This window comes from Neglectibacter sp. X4 (assembly GCF_009917365.1).
Classification (GTDB): domain Bacteria; phylum Bacillota; class Clostridia; order Oscillospirales; family Acutalibacteraceae; genus Acutalibacter.
In genome coordinates this window covers 141,008-153,860 of sequence record NZ_QWLE01000002.1, presented here as the reverse complement: position 1 = coordinate 153,860, position 12,853 = coordinate 141,008, and the positions used below count along the sequence as shown (strand labels likewise).

Genomic DNA, 12,853 nt, shown 5'->3' with positions numbered 1-12,853 from the left:
TAGGGAAAATTTTTACAAAAATTTTCCCTAAGAACCTTTCAAAAACTTTTCTCGCACAGGGGGCATATAGTTGTGGTTTACCCAAGCTGCTTCTTCACCAGCCCCGGCACAGCCGCCAGGGCTTCGTCCAGCTTGGTCTGGTCCTTGGCACCTGCCATGGCGAAATCGGGCCTGCCGCCGCCGTTGCCGCCGGTGAGCATGGCAACCTCCTTCACAAGCTGCCCGGCCTTCAGGCCCTTTTCCTGGGCCGCCTTGTTGCAGGCCGCCGCCAGGGAGGCCTTGCCTCCGGCAATCCCCGCGAACACGGCTGCCAAAGGCTCTTCGTATTCCTTGGCCTTGTCGCACAAGGCCCGCAGGGCGTCTGGGGCTGTGCCGGAAAGCAGGGCGAACACTACCTTTATACCCGCCACCTCCTGGGCATTCTGGAACACGCCCTGGAGGTTTGCTTTGGCAACCTGCTGGTTCAAGGCTTCGATCTGCTTATCCTTTTCCTTCATCTCCCCCATAAGCTGCTTGGCCCGGATGGGCAGCTCCGCCGGGTTGGGGGTTTTCAGGGCGTGGGCGGTTTCCAGCAGGGTGACGTTCTGGGCGGTGAGCATCCCCAGCACGCCGCTGCCGGTAACAGCCTCGATGCGCCGCACGCCGGACGCCACGGAGGACTCGGAGACAATTTTAAAAAGCCCCAGCTTGGCGGTGTTGTCCATGTGGGTGCCGCCGCAGAACTCCCGGGAGAAGCCGTCGGTGACAGAGGCCACCCGCACCACGTCCCCGTATTTCTCCCCGAACAGGGCCATAGCCCCGCTCTTCCTGGCTTCCTCAATAGGCATTTCTTTCACTTCCACAGGAACAGCCTTTAAAATCTCCTCGTTGACCAGGATTTCCACTGCCGCCAGCTCCTCGGGGGTCATGGCGGAGAAATGGGTGAAGTCGAAGCGAACCTCTTTTTCGTTGACAAGCTGCCCCGCCTGCTCTACATGGCCGCCCAGCACCTTGCGCAATGCGGCCTGCAACAGGTGGGCGGCGGTGTGGTTGCGCATAATGGCGGCCCGGCGCTTTTCGTCCACACGGGCTGTGACCTTATCCCCTGCCGCAAGAGCACCCTGGGTTACAACAGCCCGGTGCAGGAACACCCCCTGGTGCCGGGTGGTGTCCACCACGTCCATGGAAAGGCCCTGGGCCGCGATTTCGCCGCTGTCGCCCACCTGGCCGCCGCTTTCCCCATAGAAGGGGGTTTGGGAGAGCACTACGGACACTTCCGCCCCTTCCCCGGCGGACTCTACCCGCTGCCCGCCCTGGATGATGGCTATCACCTCTGCCTGGGTTTCCAGTTCGCTATACCCGGTGAACTCTGTGGCGGCAAGGCCTGCGGCGGCAGTGCCCTCGCCCTTCCAGGCGTCGGCCCCGGCATCCTTCCGGGCGCTGCGGGCACGCTCCTTCTGCTCCTTCATCAGCTCCCGGAAACGCTCCTCGTCTACGTCCATGCCCCGCTCTGCCAGGATTTCCCGGGTCAGATCCAGGGGGAAGCCATAGGTGTCGTTTAAGGTGAAGGCGTGTTCCCCGGAAAACACCTTGGAATCTGCCTTGTCGATAAAGGAATTGAGCAGGGCAAGGCCCTGGTCGATGGTTTTCAGGAAGCTTTCCTCCTCAAAGCCGATGATTTTCCGGATGGTTTCCCGCTTCTCCCGCAGCTCGGGATAGGCCTTTTCGTTTTCCTGTATAACAGTGTCAGCCAGCTCTGCCAAAAACAGGCCGTTTACCCCCAAAAGCTTCCCATGGCGGGCGGCCCGGCGGAGCAGGCGGCGCAGCACATAGCCCCGGCCCTCGTTGGAAGGCAGCACGCCGTCGCCTATCATAAACACAGTGGATCGGATGTGGTCGGTGATCACCCGCAGGGATATGTCGGACTTTGCCTCCTGGCCATAGGCCACGCCGGAGATTTCGCTCATGCGCTTCATAATGTTCTGCACAGTGTCCACCAGGAAGAGGTTGTCTACCCCCTGCATAACGCAGGCCAGGCGCTCCAGACCCATGCCGGTGTCGATGTTCTTCTGGGCAAGGTCTTCATAGCGGCCCTCGCCGTCGCTGTTAAACTGGGAGAACACCAGGTTCCAGATTTCCACGTACCGGTCGCATTCGCAGCCTACGCCGCAGCCAGGCTTGCCGCAGCCATGCTCTTCCCCACGGTCGAAATAAATTTCCGAGCAGGGGCCGCAGGGGCCGGAGCCATGCTCCCAGAAATTGTCCTCTTTGCCCATGCGCTTCATGTGGCTTTCCGGCACGCCGATTTCCTTTGTCCAGATGTCCCAGGCCTCATTGTCGGTTTCAAAGACGGTGACGTACAGCTTTTCCTCCGGCATCTCCAGCACCCGGGTGAAGAACTCCCAGGCCCAGGAGATGGCTTCCCGCTTGAAATAGTCGCCAAAGGAGAAGTTGCCCAGCATCTCGAAGAAGGTGCCATGGCGGTCTGTGATGCCCACGCTGTCGATGTCCGGGGTGCGGATGCACTTCTGGCAGGTGGTGACCCGGCGGCGGGGCGGCTCTGCCTCCCCGGTGAAATACTTCTTCATGGGCGCCATGCCCGCGCCGATAAGCAGGAGGCTGTTATCCCCCTGGGGGATCAGCGAGAAGCTGGGAAGGCGCAAATGATCCTTTGACTGGAAGAAGGCGAGATATTTTTCCCGCAATTCGTTTAATCCTGTCCACTGCATGTGTAATCAGCCTTTCTAAAAAGATTATTGGATTGACAGAAAACATAATACAAAGTAAAATAAAGATAAACTAAGAGAAAAGGAGGCCCTTGTATGCCTATAGAAAGAGAACTCATTATGTACCAAAAGGCCACTGTACTCGACCTGCTGGAAATCCTCAAACAGGATCCGGAAAAGACATATACTGTCGATGAGCTGGAAAAAATGATGTTTGCATATCTGAAGGGCCTGGAGCAGAAGTGAGCAAAGGGGCGGGGCAACCCGCCTTTTTTATTTTTCCTTCCGGAAATACTCTATGCCCATGATGGCAAGCCCCAGCAGGAGCAGCAGACCGCCCAGAACCACAGGCCACACCATATGGCACTCCAGCATGGAAGTGCCGAAGCGGCCCGGCGGGGTTGACCATTCAGTGACGTTTTGCACGTTGGCCGCGGCGGCAAAGAAGCCCGCCAGACACCAGAGGGAGCCGATGAGGGATAAAAAGCCGCCGATAAGCACCTTTTTCATCAGTCTTCCTCCCCTCTGTGCCGCAGGTACTCCATAAATCCCCAGGCAAGGGTAAAGCACAAAGCCATGTGCAGCAAGGCCCAGGCTGTGCCCAGCAGCCCTAAAAGAAATTTTTTCATATACTTCCCTCCCTAAATTGTTAATATAAAACTGTATCCCATTCCCCTGCCCTGCGGCGGGGGAATTCTTTCCTGCCCATTGTTTGTGCAGAGGCAAAAATAAAACAAGCCTGCCTGTCCACATGGGACGGGCAAGCCCGCGGTACCACCCAAATTGCAGCCTGATCGCCCTCTTAAAAGCTGTGCATTCTGCCTCTTTGTCCCCGTTAACGCCGGGAAACGCCGGTGCTCCTCACACCGGTGCGCCTGTGCCGCTGGCACAGAAAGGGCGGCCTGCCCTTCCCCTCCTACGGCTTTTCACCAGCCAGCCGTCTCTCTGCAATCGGGCAAAAGGCATCTTCCCTGCGCTTTTTCTGTATTTCTTTCCTATTATAGCCGCATCCCGCCCCGGTGTCAATGGTTTGGCACTCATTTTTGCCTGCCGCGGCCTATATATATGGATACAGGGGGTGGCTATCCATATGAAGAAGAAACCAAAGGGCTTTTTTGCCCTTGTGAAAATCAACCTGAAAATGGCGGGGCTGGGAATTTTGTGCCTGGCGCTGGGGGCAGGGGCCTTTATGGCTGCCGCCGCTTCGGAGGGGGTGGAAGTGCCGGTGGTGATGTACCACTCCATGCTAAAGGATCCGGCCCGGCACGGCCAGTATGTCATCTCCCCGGAGGAGTTTGAAAACGATTTGCGGTATCTGCAAAGCCATGGCTATACCACCATCCTCATTGAGGATCTTATCGCCTACACCAAAGGAGGCTCCCTGCCGGAAAAGCCTGTGCTGCTCACCTTTGACGACGGATACTACAGCAACTACCTATACGCCTTCCCTTTGGCCCAGAAATACAACAGCAAATTTGTCATTTCCCCCATAGGCCGCTATACGGATCTCTACACCGACACCCCGGACGAAAGCGCCTACTATTCCCACTGCACCTGGGAAGAGCTGAAGGAAATGGCAGACTCCGGGCTGGTGGAGGTGCAGAACCACAGCTATGACCTGCACCAGAGCAAAAAAGGGGCGCTGGGGGTGAAGAAGCTTCCCGGGGAATCGGAGGAGCAGTACCGCCAAAGGCTTATGGGGGATTTGAACGAGGCCCAGCGGGCCATAACGGAAAAGGGGGGAATTGCCCCTCCCACGGCCCTGGCCTACCCCTTTGGGGCCATGAGCAAGTCTACCCCTGGCATTGTAAAGGAAATGGGGTTTTTGTGTACCCTCTCCTGCGAGGAAAAGGTGTGCCGGGTGACAAGGGATCCCAATTCCCTGTTTGAGCTGGGGCGGTTCCTGCGATATTCCGGCATAAGCTCCCAGGAATTTTTTGAAAAGAGGATGGGCCTTAAGGGATAGATGTTTAATTTTAGGGTCAACCCCTTTTTTAAAAGGGGTTGCAGGGTTCTTAGGGGCGAGGGCTGCCAATGGCAACCGTCTCGAGCCGACCGAGCCGGCAGGCGAGACTCGGAGTCCCTAAGCCGCCGGAGGCATACACAGGAGGGGAGATACATGGGAGAACTGATTTGCGGGGTGCTGTGGGGTTGGCCTACCCTGGCCCTGATTTTGTCTGCCGGGGCCTATTTTTCCTATGAAACCTGCTTTTTCCAGGTGCGCAGGGCGGGACGCTGGCTGAAAGCAGCCCTGTGCTGCCGGAAAGAAGCCCGCGGCGGGGTCAGCCAGTTCCAGGCCCTCACTGCCGCCCTGGCAGGCTCCATTGGCACAGGGAACATTGTGGGGGTGGCCGCTGCCATTATGGCAGGAGGGCCGGGGGCGCTTTTCTGGATGTGGGCCTCCTCCCTGCTGGGGATGATGACGGTTTTCATGGAAAACTATCTCTGCGCCCGGTTTAAGCCTGTAAGGGGACGGGGCACGGGAGCTTTGCGCTACATAGAAAAGGCGGGGAAATACGGCGGGGCGCTGGCCCTGGTCTATGCCGCCGGGTGCTGCCTTTCCTCTTTGGGCATGGGCAACATGGTGCAGATGCACGCCTTCCGGGCCGCCTGGGAGGATCTGGGCGGTCCCGGCTGGGCGGCGGCCCTTCTGGCGGGAGCGGCGCTCTTTTTCGTGGCCCGGGGCGGGCTGGGGTTTGCTGTGAAGATAACGGAAAAGCTGGTGCCTGCCATGACCATGCTCTTTATGGGCGCGTCCCTTTTTGTGCTGTGGGTTTTCCGGGAAAACCTCCCTGCCGCTTTATCCTCTATATGGGAAAGCGCCTTTTCCCTGCGGGCCGGGGCCGGAGGGACGGCGGGGATGGTGCTTGCCATGCAGGCCGGGATTTCCCGGGGGGTGTTTACCAACGAAGCGGGCCTGGGCAGCTCTGCCTTTGCCTATGAGGAGGTGGAGGGCCGCGCCCCGGCAGAGCTGGGATATATGGGGATTTTCCAGGTGTTCCTGGACACCCTGGTGATGTGTACGGTGACAGGGCTGTGCATCCTGTGCTGCCCGGCCCCTGGCCTTTCCGGGGCGCAGCTTACCTTTTACCCCTTTGAGCAGGCTATGGGGATTTGGGGCCGCTGGGCCGTATCCCTGTGCACAGTGCTTTTCGCCTTTGCAACCTCGGTGGCCTGGTGCTGTTACGGGAGGAGCGGCCTGTTCTACCTTACCCGGGGCAGGGGGCGCACAACCTTTGCCCTGGCCTTTGCCGGGGCTGCTGTGGCAGGGTGTGTGCTGCCTTTGGAAACCCTGTTCCGCTTTGGGGACGCCTGCAACGGCCTGATGGCCCTGCCCAACATCTGCGCCCTGTTCCTCCTTTCCAAAAAGGGGCTTTCCTGGCTGGGCCAGGAGGAAAAGGGGTAGCGGAAAAAGAGGCGCATCCCCCAGCCTGACGGCCAAAAGGGTGCGCCCCGGTTTTTCTATCCTCTTTTCAGGAGCACTCCCTTATGCCCCCTGCTTTTTGCCGTGGATGGTTTTCATGGCAAACAGGGTGCCCACCATCAGCAGGATGGAGACGGGCAGGGCGATAAGGGCATTGGGCACAAAGCCCGCGAACAGGTAGGACACAAAGCTGACAGCCGCCGCTGTGATGGCATAGGGCAACTGGGTGGACACGTGATCCACGTGGTCGCACTGGGCGCCGGCGGAAGCCATGATGGTGGTGTCGGAAATGGGGGAGCAATGGTCGCCGCAGACAGCCCCCGCCATGCAGGCGGACACGCACACCACGCCCAGGGGATCGGTCAGGGGGAACACGCTGAGGGTGATGGGGATGAGGATGCCAAAGGTGCCCCAGCTTGTGCCAGTGGCAAAGGCCAGGAAGCATCCGATGAGGAACACCACAGCAGGCAGGAAAGCCTGGAAAGCCCCGGCAGAGCCTTTTACTACGCCTTCCACAAACACCTTGGCGCCCAGGGAATCTGTCATAGCCTTCAGCGACCAGGCAAAGGTGAGGATGAGGATGGCAGGCACCATGGCCCTGAAGCCCTCAGGGATGCAGTCCATGGTCTGGCGGAAGGTCATGGTTTTGCGCAGGCAGTAGTACAAAATGGTGAAGGCCAGGACAAAGACAGAACCAAGCATCAGGCCTACAGAGGCGTCGGAACCCGAGAAAGCCTCCACAAAGGACGCGCCCTCAAAGAAGCCGCCGGAATAAATCATGCCCACAACGCAGGAGATGATCAGCACAACAATGGGCAGCACCAGATCCAGCACGATGCCCTTCTCCTCTTCCTCCTCCCCGGCTGCGCCCGCATAGGGGTTTTTGCCGCCCCACAGGTCGCCATCATTTTGGGCGCTGCGCTCGAACCGAGCCATGGGGCCAAACTCCATCTTCATCACTGCCATGCCAATCATCATGACAATGGTGAGGATGGCGTAAAAGTTAAAGGGGATGGCCTTGATAAACAGGCTGAGGCCGTTGCCGTCCTCCACATAGCTGGCCACAGCCGCCGCCCAGGAGGAAACCGGGGCGATAATGCACACAGGCGCGGCGGTGGCGTCGATGAGATAAGCAAGCTTTGCCCGGGACACCTTGTGCTTGTCCGTTACAGGGCGCATAACAGAGCCTACGGTGAGGCAGTTGAAATAGTCATCGATAAAGATAAGTACGCCCAGGGCCACAGTGGCAAGCTGCGCGCCCACCCGGCTTTTGATGTGCTGCGCGGCCCAGCGCCCGAAGGCGGCGGATCCGCCGGCCTTGTTCATCAAAGCCACCATGGCACCCAAAATTACCAGGAACACCAGGATGCCGATGTTGTACCCATCGGACAGCACGCTGACAATGCCTCCCTGGAACACGTGGAGCACAGTGCCCTCAAAGGAATAGGCGGAATAGAGCAGGCCGCCTATGACAATGCCCACAAACAGGGAGGAGTACACCTCCTTGGTGATAAGGGCCAGGGCAATGGCGATGACCGGGGGCAGCAGCGCCCAGGCGGTGCCATAGAACCCGCCCCCCTCCGCGGCGCTCTCACCGTTTCCGGCAAGCAGGGGGCCTACAAACACTGCCACCAGGATAACCGCCAGCAGCACCCCCTTGATAAGGTTTGCTTTCTTCATGTTTTTCCCTCTCTCATGCAAAAAGTCATGACATACTCTGTCATGACTTCACAAAAAGGCATATGAATCACAACAGCGCTCCGCCCTCCCTGCAAGGAAGGCGACAGTCTGCGGGATCTTCTCCCGCAGCCCGGCAAAAGGAGCTGGGCGCTCCTTAGCCTCGGCGGCATCCCCTTTCCGCTTCCACCCCTGCCCGGGGCCTGCTGGAAACGTACTCTTGTCAGCCGCGCCTCTATCATGCTTATGCTTATCATACCCCCTCCCGCCCCGCTTGTCAAGCGGGATTTGGGGAAATTGGCAGGCAGGAAGGGCATGAGGCAATATCTCCGGGTTCGGGAACACCTGGAAAGCAAAAATCCCCCGGCCCAGGGGGCCAGGGGACATGCTTACTGCCGGCAGATGCAGGGAAGATTACCGTAAAAGCTCTTCCGGGGACTTTTCAATCCGGGGGCTTTCCAGCTTTTCAATCCACTGGGCAGGCGCAACCCACCGCACAGCGTTTTCAATAATCTTCACAATAATGGGATTGTGATAGGAGGGGAATGTCTCGTGGCCCGGCTGGAAATAGAAAATCTTGCCGTTGCCCCGGGTCCAGGTGGCGCCGCTGCGGAACAGCTCGCCGCCCCTGTACCAGTTGGTGAAGAGCAGATCGTCCGGCTTGGGGATATCGAAAGGCTCACAGTACACCTCTTCCCGCTCCAGCTCAAAGGTTTCAGGGACGCCCTGGGTGATGGGATGGATCGCGTTCATCTTGTAAACCCGGGTGAAGTCCACTTCCCGCCATTTCAGGTTGCCACTGGTGCCCAGGAGATACCGGAAGGGCTTGGAGAGGTGGGCAGAGTGCAGGCCGATGAAGCCCATGCCCCGCTGCACCCGGGCCACAACCTTATAGGCCAGCTCGTCAGGCACGGCATGGTGGGCGATGTGCCCCCACCAGATAAGCACGTCGGTCTTGTCCAGCAGTTCATCCGGCAGGCCGTATTCCGGATCAAAAAGGCTGGTGTAAGTAACGTTCATGTCCTCGTTCTGGTTCAGGGTGTTGGCCAGGGTCTTCAGGTGGCCGTCCGGGTACACCTCTTTAATTTCGGCTACGTTCTTCGCGATTAAGGCCTCCAGGTGGCCCTTGCGCTCTTCCGGGATGCCTGCGGGCATAAACTCGGGACGGAGTTCCCCCCGCTCCTCCACTGCCTCATACCATACGGTTACATTAATCATAGCTGTTCATTCCTTTCAAGGATAGTTAAGGGCTTGCGCTGAAAAACAGCGGGCGCTTTGAAATGTTTCCCGCTTTTATCAGGCAGCCCCAAATGCACTATATAGATTATACACCAAAGGGCAGGCAGGCTGCAACTGGTTTTTGTGAAAATTTTCTTGTACGAAGGCAAATCTCCCGCCTGGCCCGCGCCCTCTCTACGGAGCGTAGGTTGCAGGGGGCTGGCTGTTTTGTTATAGTACATACAGGTTGAAACCAAACTCTTGAAAAGGAGCGCGAAGCTTTATGAATCACTATGTAGCAGGGGCCGCTGTTAAGGCCCTGCGGGAAAAGAAGGGGCTGACACAGGCCCAGCTTGCGGAAATACTGGCGGTCAGCGACAAAGCCGTTTCCAAATGGGAAACAGGCCGGGGCCTGCCGGATATATCCCTGCTGGGGCCGCTGGCGCAGTCGCTGGGCGTCTCCATTCCGGAGCTGCTGTCCGGCGAAACCATTACTAACCGGAACAGAACCGCCAATATCCTGCGCTCAAAATTTTATGCCTGCCCGGTCTGTGGCAACACCATCCACGCCACAGGCGAGGCCATGGCAGCCTGCTGCGGCATCACCCTGCCGCCGCTGGATCCGGAGGAGCCAGATGAAGCCCACGCCTGCAGCGTGGACTATGTGGAGGACGAAATTTTTGTCACCATCAGTCATCCCATGGAGCGGGAACACCATATCTCCTTCATTGCCTATGTCACCATGAACCGCGTGGACATGGTAAAGCTGTATCCAGAGGGGAACGCTGAGGCCCGATTTTTCCTTCGGGGCAGTGGGCAGCTCTTCTGGTATTGCAACCGGCATGGCCTTTTCAGCCGTACTGTCCAGCGCAAGGGCAGGAAAAACGGATAGGGCAGATCCTGGAAAAAGCCAGTCTCCAGGCGGGTTTGCAGGGCTTTTCTTTGTGCCAGTTTGATAAAAACGCTTTTTCGGACAGAAGTGGATTGATGGAAAAGGTAGATTCTTTTCAAAAACATTGACAACCGGCCCTTTTACCTACTATAATATACTCGTACTCAGCCAAGCGTACAAGCTTGCGGCATAGGGCCGCACTTTTCAATACAACTCCTCCCCAAAAGAAGGAAAAGGATCGGATGTTCCGGTCTTTTTCCTTTTTGTGGCGGAAAAGCATGGATATTGGCGCGGCTGAGCAGCCGACATTTTTTGTTCGCAAAACTTCTTCCAGAAAAATTGCAAAAAACGCAGAAATACCCCTTGACTTTCTCCGCTGATTGGGATATAATAATTAAGCGCTGAAAAATTCGCTGGTGTAGCTCAGTTGGTAGAGCAGCTGATTTGTAATCAGCAGGTCAGGGGTTCGAGTCCGTTCACCAGCTCCAAACTGGGCGGTCCGGCCCGACAGGAAGGCCGGACAAGCCTTGTATAAAATTGCATAATTTATGGGGGAGTTCCCGAGCGGCCAAAGGGGGCAGACTGTAAATCTGTTGTCGACGACTTCAGTGGTTCGAATCCACTCTCCCCCACCATTGACAAAGCCTTGCATGGAATGTGCGGGGCTTTTGTTGTATGTAGCCAAATTATTTTGGAGCGATTTTCTACACTGGGTGGGGAACGGTCAAAGCTGGAACATCGCAAGTTGTTTTGCTCGGTTGCATATTAAAATGGATATTGCGGATAAGGTTTCAGCTTATTCTTTTTGCGAGTTTGGCGTGGCTCCGTCGGCTTTTTGTCCTGACCCACACCGTGACCCACATGCGGAAATGGTCAGAAATAACCGGAGAGTGCCAGGGGCGTTTTTGACCCACACCGTGGTCTCGCCTGTCGGCTCGGTCGGTTCGCAGCTTGTCTGCCACTGGCAGACGCTCACCCCACACGCGGAAATAAACGGAAACGGCTGGATGCCTCCGGATAGGAAGTTCCAGCCGTTTTTCTCGTTTGCCCCACACTCACATGACCTTCTCCATAAAATTTCCCATCTTTTCTGCGGCTTGCTCCTGCTTTTGGCGGGTGGCGTGGGTGTAGGTTCTCAGCGTGAAACCTGCGTGGGGAACGGTCAAAGCTGGAACATCGCAAGTTGTTTTCGCTGTTAAGCCAGCTCCGGATATTCGATAGGCTGTAGCGGTTATTCCCCTGCGCCTGGCGGTCAATATTTTCATTTTCCGGCTCTGAGCCGTCAAAGGCGTAAAGTGCCACCTGGTACTGGCTGCACAGGGTAACGCTGCCCGCAGGATACCCCTGATGCAGCAGGTCTGCCACCTGCCAGGCCACAGGCTCCCCCAGGCAGAGGCTTTCCGGGTTCCGGACTTTATCCCCCACATTGAGCATGAGAAGTGTTTTTGCCATGTTCCCGCCTCCTAGATATAAGCTTTCCCGGCTTCAAACCGGCCCTGCAGCACCTCCAGCGCCCCGGGTCCATCGAACTCCTGGGCCTCTACAAAGTCAAGCCCCTGGGCGTCCAGCAGATCCCGCAGGTGCATCTGGAACACCAGGTGGGCAAAATCGCTGGTGAGGGCCGCCAGCTCTGCCCGGTCTGCCTTTGGGGACATGGATTTGAAAGCGCTTTCCTTCCCCCCTGGCCCGGTACAGCCTGTTCCAGTAATAGGCGTTTGCCAAAGCCCGAGCCTTGTGCATGGGGCAGATAAAGGTGGCGGCGCTGGACAAGCGGCTGGCCGAGTTGGAGAAGTTGGTGGTGTCGGCTTATGAGGACAAGGTGAAGGGCGTCATGCCGGAGGCGCTGTGCGTCCAGTTGATGAACCGCTACGAAGACGAACGCCGGGGCAAGCTGGAACAGCGGACGCAGCTCACTGCCCATCTGGAGGCCACGCAGGAGGACGAGCAGGCCACCGACGAGTGGCTGGCTGTCATCCGCGACTATGCCCAGCTTGAGGAACTCGACCGCCCCACGCTCCTGCGGCTGGTGAAGCGCATCGAGGTGGGCGAGAAGTACAAAATCACCGGGGAAACCCACCGGGACATCAAAATCTACTACAACTTTGTCGGGTATGTGGAACTTTGAAATCTATCCTTCTTTATGCGAGGTTATCTAATGAAATGTTCGCCAAGGACACCAGCAAGAAGATCAAGGCGACCTGGCAATCCAAGGGACGCTCCGGCGAACACCTTTGCACACTTCCGCCCTATGGGTACATGAAAGACCCGGAGGACAAAAAACGCTGGATTGTGGACGAGGAAGCGGCGGCTATCGTGCAAAAGATTTTCTCCCTGTGCGTGGACGGCTTGGGGCCGACGCAGATCGCCAAGTGGCTGCAACAGAATGAAGTCCTAAATCCTATTGCGTACTTTCTGCTGAAAGGTTTACCGACTAATGGCAAGCCTCCCGCAAATCCCTACAAATGGACGGCCAAAACAAATTCGGGCATTTTGGAACGTGTCGAGTATTTAGGCCATACAGTCAATTTCAAGACCAGCAAACCATCGTTCAAGAGCAAAAAGACCGTTTGGAATAACCCGTCTGAATGGGTGATCTTCGAGAATACCCAAGAGCCTGTCATTGAGGAAAGCGTGTTCCTGATTGTTCAGAATATCCGGCAGGGACGCCGCCGCCCGACCAAGATGGGGGACATGGGTATGTTCTCCGGGCTGGTGTACTGCGCCGATTGCGGCGGCAAGATGTACCTTTGCCGGGCCAACCACTTCAAGCCGGAACAGGAGTATTACATCTGCTCCACCTATCGGAAAGACCGTACCCTGTGCAAGACACACTCCATCCGCCGTGTCTGACACCTACACGACCGATGAACAGCAGAAGCGGGTGAAAATCCGGGAAATTGAAATCGTCTATAACTTCATTGGTGCATTTGATTTTGA

At 57.2% G+C, this 12,853-nt stretch carries 12 protein-coding genes, 2 tRNA genes and 1 riboswitch; of the genes, 8 read left to right on the top strand and 6 right to left on the bottom strand.

What is annotated here, in order from left to right; all coding sequences use genetic code 11:
• Nucleotides 1–77: 77 nt before the first annotated feature.
• Nucleotides 78–2,708, bottom strand: coding sequence for an alanine--tRNA ligase (alaS, locus tag D1841_RS02735; protein WP_160641871.1), 2,631 nt, complete (start codon nt 2,706–2,708; stop codon nt 78–80).
• 93 nt (nt 2,709–2,801) lie between these two features.
• Here alaS and D1841_RS02730 point away from each other — a divergent pair, with 93 nt between their 5' ends.
• Nucleotides 2,802–2,951: a hypothetical protein gene (locus D1841_RS02730; protein ID WP_160641870.1), complete on the top strand. Its 150-nt coding sequence runs from the start codon at nt 2,802–2,804 to the stop codon at nt 2,949–2,951.
• 27 nt (nt 2,952–2,978) lie between these two features.
• On the opposite strand, the gene D1841_RS02725 is transcribed toward D1841_RS02730, so the two are convergent.
• Complete coding sequence (locus tag D1841_RS02725; protein ID WP_160641869.1) at nt 2,979–3,215, bottom strand: hypothetical protein; 237 nt, start codon at nt 3,213–3,215, stop codon at nt 2,979–2,981.
• 580 nt (nt 3,216–3,795) lie between these two features.
• On the opposite strand from D1841_RS02725, the gene D1841_RS02720 reads away from it, so the two are divergent.
• Nucleotides 3,796–4,671, top strand: coding sequence for a polysaccharide deacetylase family protein (locus D1841_RS02720; protein WP_160641868.1), 876 nt, complete (start codon nt 3,796–3,798; stop codon nt 4,669–4,671).
• Nucleotides 4,672–4,824: 153 nt separating this feature from the next.
• Nucleotides 4,825–6,111 (top strand): sodium:alanine symporter family protein, encoded by a 1,287-nt coding sequence (locus tag D1841_RS02715; RefSeq protein WP_160641867.1) that lies wholly within the window; start codon nt 4,825–4,827, stop codon nt 6,109–6,111.
• Nucleotides 6,112–6,192: 81 nt separating this feature from the next.
• Here the strand turns inward: D1841_RS02715 and D1841_RS02710 are convergent, their stop codons facing one another.
• Both D1841_RS02710 and D1841_RS02705 read right to left on the bottom strand, forming a co-directional pair.
• Nucleotides 6,193–7,809: a Na+/H+ antiporter NhaC family protein gene (locus tag D1841_RS02710; RefSeq protein ID WP_160641866.1), complete on the bottom strand. Its 1,617-nt coding sequence runs from the start codon at nt 7,807–7,809 to the stop codon at nt 6,193–6,195.
• A gap of 65 nt (nt 7,810–7,874) precedes the next feature.
• Nucleotides 7,875–8,052: riboswitch (Lysine riboswitch) on the bottom strand.
• A gap of 168 nt (nt 8,053–8,220) precedes the next feature.
• Complete coding sequence (locus tag D1841_RS02705; protein WP_201751196.1) at nt 8,221–9,024, bottom strand: ThuA domain-containing protein; 804 nt, start codon at nt 9,022–9,024, stop codon at nt 8,221–8,223.
• A gap of 283 nt (nt 9,025–9,307) precedes the next feature.
• Between D1841_RS02705 and D1841_RS02700 the strand changes: the two genes are divergently transcribed.
• The 3 genes from D1841_RS02700 to D1841_RS02690 all read left to right on the top strand — a co-directional run bounded on the left by D1841_RS02700 (nt 9,308) and on the right by D1841_RS02690 (nt 10,551).
• Nucleotides 9,308–9,916, top strand: a complete 609-nt coding sequence (locus D1841_RS02700; protein WP_160641865.1) for a helix-turn-helix domain-containing protein — start codon at nt 9,308–9,310, stop codon at nt 9,914–9,916.
• A gap of 412 nt (nt 9,917–10,328) precedes the next feature.
• Nucleotides 10,329–10,404: transfer RNA gene (locus D1841_RS02695), tRNA-Thr, on the top strand.
• Between the two features lie 62 nt (nt 10,405–10,466).
• A tRNA-Tyr gene (locus tag D1841_RS02690) sits at nt 10,467–10,551 on the top strand.
• A 337-nt stretch (nt 10,552–10,888) separates the two neighbouring features.
• Here D1841_RS02690 and D1841_RS02685 read toward each other — a convergent pair.
• Together D1841_RS02685 and D1841_RS02680 are read right to left on the bottom strand one after the other, a co-directional pair.
• A complete protein-coding gene (locus D1841_RS02685; protein WP_160641864.1) occupies nt 10,889–11,368 on the bottom strand; it encodes a hypothetical protein in 480 nt (159 codons plus the stop codon).
• Nucleotides 11,369–11,379: 11 nt separating this feature from the next.
• The gene (locus D1841_RS02680; RefSeq protein ID WP_160641863.1) at nt 11,380–11,571 is read right to left on the bottom strand and encodes a hypothetical protein; all 192 of its coding nucleotides are present in this window, start codon (nt 11,569–11,571) and stop codon (nt 11,380–11,382) included.
• A gap of 83 nt (nt 11,572–11,654) precedes the next feature.
• Between D1841_RS02680 and D1841_RS02675 the strand changes: the two genes are divergently transcribed.
• The gene (locus D1841_RS02675) at nt 11,655–12,041 is read left to right on the top strand and encodes a DUF4368 domain-containing protein (RefSeq protein WP_160641862.1); all 387 of its coding nucleotides are present in this window, start codon (nt 11,655–11,657) and stop codon (nt 12,039–12,041) included.
• Nucleotides 12,038–12,766: a recombinase family protein gene (locus tag D1841_RS02670; protein ID WP_166554220.1), complete on the top strand. Its 729-nt coding sequence runs from the start codon at nt 12,038–12,040 to the stop codon at nt 12,764–12,766. The genes D1841_RS02675 and D1841_RS02670 overlap by 4 nt, the downstream gene beginning before the upstream one ends.
• Nucleotides 12,767–12,853 lie beyond the last annotated feature (87 nt).

Excerpts from the sequence above, each read along its gene's own strand:
- D1841_RS02705 (WP_201751196.1), bottom strand. The coding sequence starts at position 9,024 with ATGATTAATGTAACCGTATGGTATGAGGCAGTGGAGGAGCGGGGGGAA.
- alaS (WP_160641871.1), bottom strand. The coding sequence starts at position 2,708 with ATGCAGTGGACAGGATTAAACGAATTGCGGGAAAAATATCTCGCCTTC.
- D1841_RS02680 (WP_160641863.1), bottom strand. The coding sequence starts at position 11,571 with ATGTCCCCAAAGGCAGACCGGGCAGAGCTGGCGGCCCTCACCAGCGAT.
- D1841_RS02730 (WP_160641870.1), top strand. The coding sequence starts at position 2,802 with ATGCCTATAGAAAGAGAACTCATTATGTACCAAAAGGCCACTGTACTC.
- D1841_RS02685 (WP_160641864.1), bottom strand. The coding sequence starts at position 11,368 with ATGGCAAAAACACTTCTCATGCTCAATGTGGGGGATAAAGTCCGGAAC.
- D1841_RS02675 (WP_160641862.1), top strand. The coding sequence starts at position 11,655 with ATGGGGCAGATAAAGGTGGCGGCGCTGGACAAGCGGCTGGCCGAGTTG.
- D1841_RS02700 (WP_160641865.1), top strand. The coding sequence starts at position 9,308 with ATGAATCACTATGTAGCAGGGGCCGCTGTTAAGGCCCTGCGGGAAAAG.
- D1841_RS02720 (WP_160641868.1), top strand. The coding sequence starts at position 3,796 with ATGAAGAAGAAACCAAAGGGCTTTTTTGCCCTTGTGAAAATCAACCTG.
- D1841_RS02725 (WP_160641869.1), bottom strand. The coding sequence starts at position 3,215 with ATGAAAAAGGTGCTTATCGGCGGCTTTTTATCCCTCATCGGCTCCCTC.
- D1841_RS02710 (WP_160641866.1), bottom strand. The coding sequence starts at position 7,809 with ATGAAGAAAGCAAACCTTATCAAGGGGGTGCTGCTGGCGGTTATCCTG.
- D1841_RS02715 (WP_160641867.1), top strand. The coding sequence starts at position 4,825 with ATGGGAGAACTGATTTGCGGGGTGCTGTGGGGTTGGCCTACCCTGGCC.